Origin of the sequence: Desulfobacter sp. UBA2225, assembly GCF_002348205.1 — a bacterium.
Classification (GTDB): domain Bacteria; phylum Desulfobacterota; class Desulfobacteria; order Desulfobacterales; family Desulfobacteraceae; genus Desulfobacter; species Desulfobacter postgatei.
The window spans coordinates 26,591-33,912 of record NZ_DDYV01000106.1; the positions used below are offsets into that span (position 1 = coordinate 26,591).

A 7,322-nucleotide genomic window follows, 5' to 3' on the forward strand; every position below is an offset into this window, starting at 1 on the left:
CAAATGGATTCTTATTGATTGTCTTAATTGATTGAAATAAAGCAAATACCAGGCCATTTTTATTGATTATTTCCCATAACTATCCAGGCTTGCATGCAGTTTCACCAGAACAGCCGTATGGATTTGACATATCCTGGATTCCGTCAAAGACAAAACCTCTCCAATTTCTTTCAAGGTCAGTTCGTCATAATAGTAAAGGGAGATAACAATCTGCTCTTTTTCCGTTAATTTTTTGATGGCCTTCACCAGAACGGATTTCAATTCTGCCCGGTAAAAGTCGTTTTCGGGATTTTCGTCATCTCTGAGTCCGGCCTGAAAACGGGTCTGGTAAGAAATATCATTTGTTTTCGTCTTGATGAAATCATCCAGGCTGAGGACAGCAGCCCCATGGATATCGGTTAGCATATTCTGGTAAGTTTCCAGATCCACACCCAACGCCTCACTGATTTCATCGTCATCGGCCGGTCGCCCCTTTTCATCCTCAATGGTTTTTGCAGCCCGGGCGATATTCTGGATTTTTTTTCGCATGGACCTTGAATAGGTGTCCATGCTGCGCAATTCATCCAGAATGGCCCCCTTAATACGATACCGGGCATAGGTCTCAAGGCTGACATGTTTGCCTGGATCAAATTTATCCACCGCATCAATGAGCCCCAGGGAACCTGCTGACATCAGTTCGTCAAAAAGCACACTGGCGGGCAGACGCATGGCAAACCGGGAGGCAATGTACCGGACCAGATAAGCGTAATTGACAATACTCTCCTGTCGCCAGGTTTCCCACGCCGCTTGATTTTTTTTAAGGGGGTATTTCATGGAAAAGTTATTATTTCCTTTTATAAAATGACGATCATCGCTTATTGGGCCGCTTCAAACACCCGGTTCATAAAAAAGGTCAGGTTTCCCTGGTTCTGGTTCGTCCTGTCGTCATTGAGCAGATTCTTTGCAAGATCAGAGATGGCATCGGCTGCAGGACTGTTTTTTACCATATCTAAAAGGATGCTGCGGTTTCGAACCGCCTTTTGCAGGGCCGGATCAAAAGGGACATGCCCGCAGTATTCAAGAACCACATTTTTTAAAAATTTATCCAGGGCGTTGCTTAAAGATCCGTAAACTTTTTTGGCCCCGGTTCGGTTCTCCGCCATGTTGACCACCAGTTTGAAATACTTTATCCCATAATTTTGAGACATGACCTTCATCAGGGCATAGGCATCGGTGATTGAGGTGGGTTCCGTGGTTGCCACCACCAGGCACTGGTCTGCAGATGCGTTAAAATAGAGCACATTGGATGAAATACCGGCGCCTGTATCCAGCAAAATAATATCTGCCATGTTGGAAAAAGCCTCAAACTCCGACAGCAGGGTCAATTTCTCACCTTCACTGAAATGGGTCAAATCGGCAAACCCGGATCCCCCCGGGAGAATACCGATACCATGATTCGTTGTTACCATCACCTGGGATAATGTTTTTTCCCCGGATATCAGATGGCGGATGTTATATTTGTGTCTTAGGTTAAATACGATGTCAATATTGGCCAGGCCCACATCCGTATCTATGATCACCACCCGTTTGCCGAGTCGTGTCATGGCCACGGCCAGATTTCCCACAATATTGGTTTTACCCACCCCGCCTTTACCGCTGGTCACCGCAATGACCCTGGGGTATGAATTGCCATTGGAAGCCCCGTTCCGTTCCCGTCTTTGCATCGCACTTGTCCTGGCTATCTGCCGCAGTCCTTTTGCTTGATCCACCTAATCTCCTTTGGGCTCTTTTTTCAGAATTATCTTCAAAAGCTCATGGCGGTCCGGGATAATCAAATCCTCGGGCACCTTCTGGCCGTTGGTCACCAATGAAACCGGCAAGTCATAGCTTGCCGCCTGGTCAAGGATTTTCCCGCATCTTTTTGTCTCATCAGTTTTTGTAAACACATAGGTGTCTGGATTAAATACGGAAAAAGCAGATGCCGCTTCCTTCATATTAATCAATTCAGAGGTAACACTCAAGGTTAAATGAACACTGATCTGGAAATCATTTCTGACCAGTTCAAGGATTTCGTCAATTTTTTCCTTATCGTAATGGCTGTGTCCGGCCGTATCAATAAGCACCAGATCCATGGATTTCATCCGGTCCAGGGCGCATGCCAGATCCTGGCGTGAAAAGGCAGGCACACAGGGCAGCCCCATGATGCCGGCATAAGCTTTGAGCTGCTCAAAGGCCCCGATCCTGTAATTGTCTATGGAGACTAAGCCCACCTTCATTTTTCGGGTAAAGCTTAAAAAGGCCGCCAGTTTGGCAATGGTGGTGGTTTTTCCCACACCGGTCGGCCCCACAAAGGCCGCCACCTGGGGGAGCCCCGAAGCGTTATGCCGTGTGAAAAAATCCTTGGTGCGAAATTGATCCAGGCAAAGGCCCATAACTCTTTTTTTCAACTGCTTCATTTGTGTTGCCATATCAAGGGTTTTATCCAAATCTAAGGCAGCTTTTTGAACAAGATCTGCCGCCAGGCGTTCGCTGACGCCGCAGCGAAGTAGGGATGCCAGCACACCTACGGACTCAAAATGGTTGCACAGAATGGAGGATACCCCGGAACCAAAACCGGCCACAGAAAGGATGTCTTTTATTTCCGCAAGATCTGACTTAAGGGCTTTCACATCCTGGACAAGAGGGGCTTCAGGTTTGTTGTCACCGGTCGAAGGGATTGCGGCCTCAACCTCGAACATGGTCTTTGCGTAGGGATCTCTTGGGGATTTCGGCACCTTTCGGGTGGAAATAATCATGGCATCGGGCCCAAGTTCCTCCTTGATGCCGGCAAGGGCGGTCTGGATATTCGGTGCTCTGAAAATTTTTTTATCCATTCTTTAAGGTCACCTTTCCGACAGCCTGCAGGTTAATATCATCCACGATCTCTGCGTGGGATACCACAAAAACGTTGGGAAGAGAGGGCTCAATCAGACGACGAACGTGACGGCGCAATGTGGGCGATGTCATGAGCACAGGCTGGGTATTCAGTGTGATGACTTTTTCCACCTGTTTGGATACGGCGCCGACAAATTCCGTTATCAGGACAGGCTCTAAAGCCAGGTAAGTCCCGTGGTCGGTCCGTTTGATATTTTTTGTTAGAATTTCTTCAAGCCTTCGGTCCAATGTCATGACCTGCAATTTTTTACCGGGCTGCAGGTAAGGCGCCAGCATACCTTTGGCAACCCGCTGGCGCACATATTCGGTTAACAGATCCGGGTCCTTGCCCGCCGGGGCAAAATCTGCCAGGGTTTCCACAATAGTCAACAGATCCCGAATGGAGACACGTTCCCGCAAAAGATTCTGGAGCACCTTTTGGACAGCGCCGACACTTAAAAGATTGGGCACCAGTTCCTCCACAACCTTGGGACTGGTTTTGGCCAGGTTATCCAGAAGATGCTGGACATCTTGTCGGCTAAGCAGATTGTGGGCATTGTTTCTGATGATTTCCGTCAAATGGGTGGCAATAACCGTGGAGTTGTCGACCACAGTGTATCCGGAAAATTTGGCCTCCTCTTCCCTGGACATGGGTATCCACAGGGCCGGCAGATTAAAGGCCGGTTCAACCGTATCAATCCCGTCAATTTTTTTAGCCGCACCACCGGGATCCATGGCCAGATAGTGATTGACCATAAGCTCTGCACCGGCGGTCTCAACGCCCTTAATCATAAGGCGGTACTGGGCCGGGCTTAAATTCAGGTTATCCCGGATATGGATAGGCGGAACAATGATACCCATCTCCGTGGCAAACTGCCGGCGGATGGCCTTGATCCGTCCCAAAAGCGTACCGTCCTGCTGCTTGTCCACCAGGGGAATAAGGCCATATCCCACTTCCAGTTCCATGGTATCCAGACGCAGCAGATGATCCACATCCTCGGGTTTTCCGGGTGTCTCTTCCTGGGCCTGGGTCTGGGCCTTTTCAACGGCCTGCTGTTTTTCTTCCTCTTTTTTCTCCTCTTGTCCTAAAAAATACCAGGCAATGGTTCCCATGGTAATTCCTAAAGTCATAAAGGGGATAGTGGGAAGGCCCGGGATAACGCCTATGAGAAAAACAACCACAGCCCCCACCATTACCGGGGTGGTACTGGAAAACAGATGCTTGGCAAAAGCCTGTCCCATCTTGCTGTCTGCGCCGGAACGGGATACCAGAAGACCTGAGGCAGCAGAAATCAAAAGCGCCGGAATCTGGGAGACAAGGCCGTCACCCACGGTGAGCAGCGTGTAATTGGTCAAAGCCTCCCCAAGCGGCATCCCCTGCTGCACCACACCGATAAGAAAGCCTGCGCCGATATTAATCAAAGTGATCACAATGCCGGCAATGGCGTCGCCACGGACAAATTTGGATGCACCGTCCATGGCGCCATGAAATTCCGATTCCCTGGCAATGGCAGCCCTTCGCTCGCGCGCTTCTATTTCGTCGATCATGCCGGCATTGAGGTCCGCATCAATGGCCATCTGTTTGCCGGGCATGGCATCCAGGGTAAAACGGGCGGCCACCTCTGCAATACGACCGGCACCCTTGGTGATTACCATGAAATTGATGAGCACCAGAATAATGAAAATAATCAGACCCACCACATAGTTGCCGCCCACCACAAAGGCACCGAATGACATGATGATCGCCCCGGCTGCCTCCGGACCTTCGCTGCCGTGCAAAAGAATCAGCCGTGTGGATGCCACGTTCAACGAGAGCCTGAAAAGGGTGAGCATCAGAAGCAGGGAAGGAAAGATACTGAAGTCCAGTGGTTTTTGGGTATACATGGTGGTGATCAGTACCACCACGCCAAGGGAGATATTCAGGGCCAGAAAGAAATCAAGGATAATGGGATGCAAGGGCAGAATCATCGCCATGAGAATGCCCATAAAGGCCAGAACCATCAGGATATCTGATGACTCTTTCTTCATTGTGGCCATGATACCGACGTTTTCTGCGGCCATTTATCCTCCTTACTGCTTATTGATGGATACTTGACATCTTGTGCCAAAAATTTGACTGTCTGGTGTCTAACTGTTCTTAAGTCCGTAAACGTAAGCGAGCAGTTCAGCTACAGTCTGGTAATATTCAAAGGGAATCTGCCCTCCAATATCGACTGATTTATACAAATTCCGGGCCAAAGGCTTATCTTCCACGATGGGGACATCATTTTCCTGGGCAATTTTTTTGATATTTTCAGCCACGGCCCCGGCGCCTTTGGCCACGACGGTCGGGGCAACCATCTTTTCTCTGTCATACTGCAATGCCACAGCAAGGTGCGTCGGGTTGGTCACAACCACATCTGCCTTGGGCACGGCAGCCATCATGCGTTTTCTGGCCGCAGCCATCTGGAGTTGGCGAATCCTGGATTTAACCGCCGGATCACCTTCTGTCTGTTTGTGTTCATCCTTGACCTCTTTTTTGGTCATTTTTTGCTCTTCTAAAAATTTCCATTTCTGGAACGCATAGTCCAGGATGGCAACCAGAGTCATTACAAGACAAACTTTTATGAAAATCCAGAAGGATTTAATAAGAAGAAATAAAAGAATCTGAGCTGTGGAATTATCGTACAGGGTAAGCACTTTTGAAAGTTCACCCTTTGTGGCCAGATAGCAGACCAGTGAAATAACGGCAATCTTAACCAGTGATTTCACAAACTCGATTAAAGCCCGGGAAGAAAATTTTTGTTTAAACCCGTTAATAGGATTCAGTTTGCTCAGTTTGGGCTCTATGGCTTTCCAGGATACATGGAAGCCGACCTGGGCGAGATTGGACACAAGTGCCACGACGCAGACTGCTGCAAATACGGGCAAACACATAAAAAACATCTTTTTGGCATGATAAATCAGCAGCGCGGTCAAGTCTGCCGGGTTCAGTTCAGGTACCCGTTCAAAGATAAAATTATAATGAAATACCTCCACGCAGTTCTGGTAGAAAAAAAATGCCGTGGTATATAAAGCCGTAACACCGCCCAACAAGACAAAGACCGAAGGGATTTCCATACTTTTGGCAACCTGCCCTTCCTCTCTTGCCTTGTCGAGCTTTCGTGACGACGCGTCTTCGGTCTTCTCGCCGCCACCCTCCGGATCTTCTGCCATATTTTATCCTCCGCCCATATAAAACAATAAAGCCAGAAACAGTTTTCTGCAGGGTTCAATGTAGTCCCGGGTGACAATGGCGATGATGGGCAAGGTCATGGCAAAAAAGATCAGGCCCACTACGATCTTTACCGGGAACGCCACAATCATGACATTGGTCTGGGGTGAAAATTTTGCAACCAGTCCGAAGCCGGTATTGACAAAAGTTAAAACGGCTATTACCGGAGCGCTGATTTTAACGGCATCCACAAACAGCCCGGCCGCCACATCCATAACCCGGGGGTGGATGGCCGCATGCATGACAAACCCGCCCACAGGAACCAGTTCAAAGCTGTCGATCATGGACATGATGATAATGTGGTGTCCGTTGAGTACAAGAAAAATGATCAGGCAGACCCAGTAGCCGATCTGGTCCATGATGGACACATTCTCACCGCTTTGGGGATCCATGATATTGATCATGGAAAAACCGACCTGAAAGCCGATGAGCTCGCCGGCCATCTGGACCCCTGCAAAAAAGATTCTCAGGCAAAGCCCTAGGGTAAAGCCCACCAGGATCTCTGCCCCCAGCATCAAGCCAAAGGTGGGGATATCCCTTGGGAACCGGGCGGGGTCCACAGGCACCACCGTATAAAACAACAGGGCTAAAACCAAGGCCAGCCCTATTTTCAACTGGTTGGGAAATGCAGATGAGCTGAAAATAGGGAACAAAAATAAAAATACCGATACCCGTGCCAAAACCAGCATAAAGGTTCTGAAACGAATGGGGTCAATGAGATCTAATAGTTCCACAGCCGCTTTTTCCTTTCGACAGGTTGTTACGGATCTGTAAAAGCCTGTCGATCACCGGATATACATGGGTATATTGGTAATGATATTGGTTGTAAAAGACATGAGTTTTTCCATCATCCACGGCGCAGCAAATAAAAGCCCGATAAAAACGGCAAGGATTTTGGGTACAAAGGTAAGGGTCATCTCCTGGATCTGGGTAACAGCCTGGAACACACTGATGATAAGACCTGCAATCAGGCCCAAACCCAGCATGGGCAGGGACACAAGGATGGTCAGGACGATGGCCTGTTTGGCAAATTCTATAACAAATTCAGGGGTCATTTTACACTCCAAAACTTTTTATCATTGAGCCTGCAATCAAATGCCAGCCGTCCACAAGGACAAAAAGCATCAGCTTGAAAGGCAGGGAAATCATAACCGGGGGCAGCATCATCATGCCCATG

Annotated in this window: 7 protein-coding genes and 1 pseudogene; all 8 read right to left on the minus strand. The window is 48.6% G+C overall.

Going from position 1 to position 7,322, the window contains the following annotated elements; genetic code table 11:
• Window positions 1-66 precede the first annotated feature (66 nt).
• A complete protein-coding gene (locus B3D59_RS05860) occupies window positions 67-813 on the minus strand; it encodes a FliA/WhiG family RNA polymerase sigma factor (protein WP_004071176.1) in 747 nt (248 codons plus the stop codon).
• Window positions 814-854: 41 nt separating this feature from the next.
• Window positions 855-1,748, minus strand: coding sequence for a MinD/ParA family protein (locus B3D59_RS05865; protein WP_286818384.1), 894 nt, complete (start codon window positions 1,746-1,748; stop codon window positions 855-857).
• Window positions 1,749-2,852, minus strand: a complete 1,104-nt coding sequence (locus B3D59_RS05870) for a protein FlhF (RefSeq protein ID WP_286818385.1) — start codon at window positions 2,850-2,852, stop codon at window positions 1,749-1,751.
• Window positions 2,845-4,953, minus strand: coding sequence for a flagellar biosynthesis protein FlhA (gene flhA, locus B3D59_RS05875; RefSeq protein WP_286818386.1), 2,109 nt, complete (start codon window positions 4,951-4,953; stop codon window positions 2,845-2,847). The genes B3D59_RS05870 and flhA overlap by 8 nt, the downstream gene beginning before the upstream one ends.
• Window positions 4,954-5,019: 66 nt before the next feature.
• A complete protein-coding gene (flhB, locus tag B3D59_RS05880; RefSeq protein WP_286818387.1) occupies window positions 5,020-6,087 on the minus strand; it encodes a flagellar biosynthesis protein FlhB in 1,068 nt (355 codons plus the stop codon).
• A gap of 3 nt (window positions 6,088-6,090) precedes the next feature.
• The gene (fliR, locus tag B3D59_RS05885; protein ID WP_286818388.1) at window positions 6,091-6,879 is read right to left on the minus strand and encodes a flagellar biosynthetic protein FliR; all 789 of its coding nucleotides are present in this window, start codon (window positions 6,877-6,879) and stop codon (window positions 6,091-6,093) included.
• Between the two features lie 51 nt (window positions 6,880-6,930).
• Window positions 6,931-7,200: a flagellar biosynthesis protein FliQ gene (fliQ, locus tag B3D59_RS05890; RefSeq protein WP_286818389.1), complete on the minus strand. Its 270-nt coding sequence runs from the start codon at window positions 7,198-7,200 to the stop codon at window positions 6,931-6,933.
• A gap of 1 nt (window position 7,201) precedes the next feature.
• Window positions 7,202-7,322, minus strand: a pseudogene (locus tag B3D59_RS05895) (flagellar biosynthetic protein FliP); the annotation flags it as partial.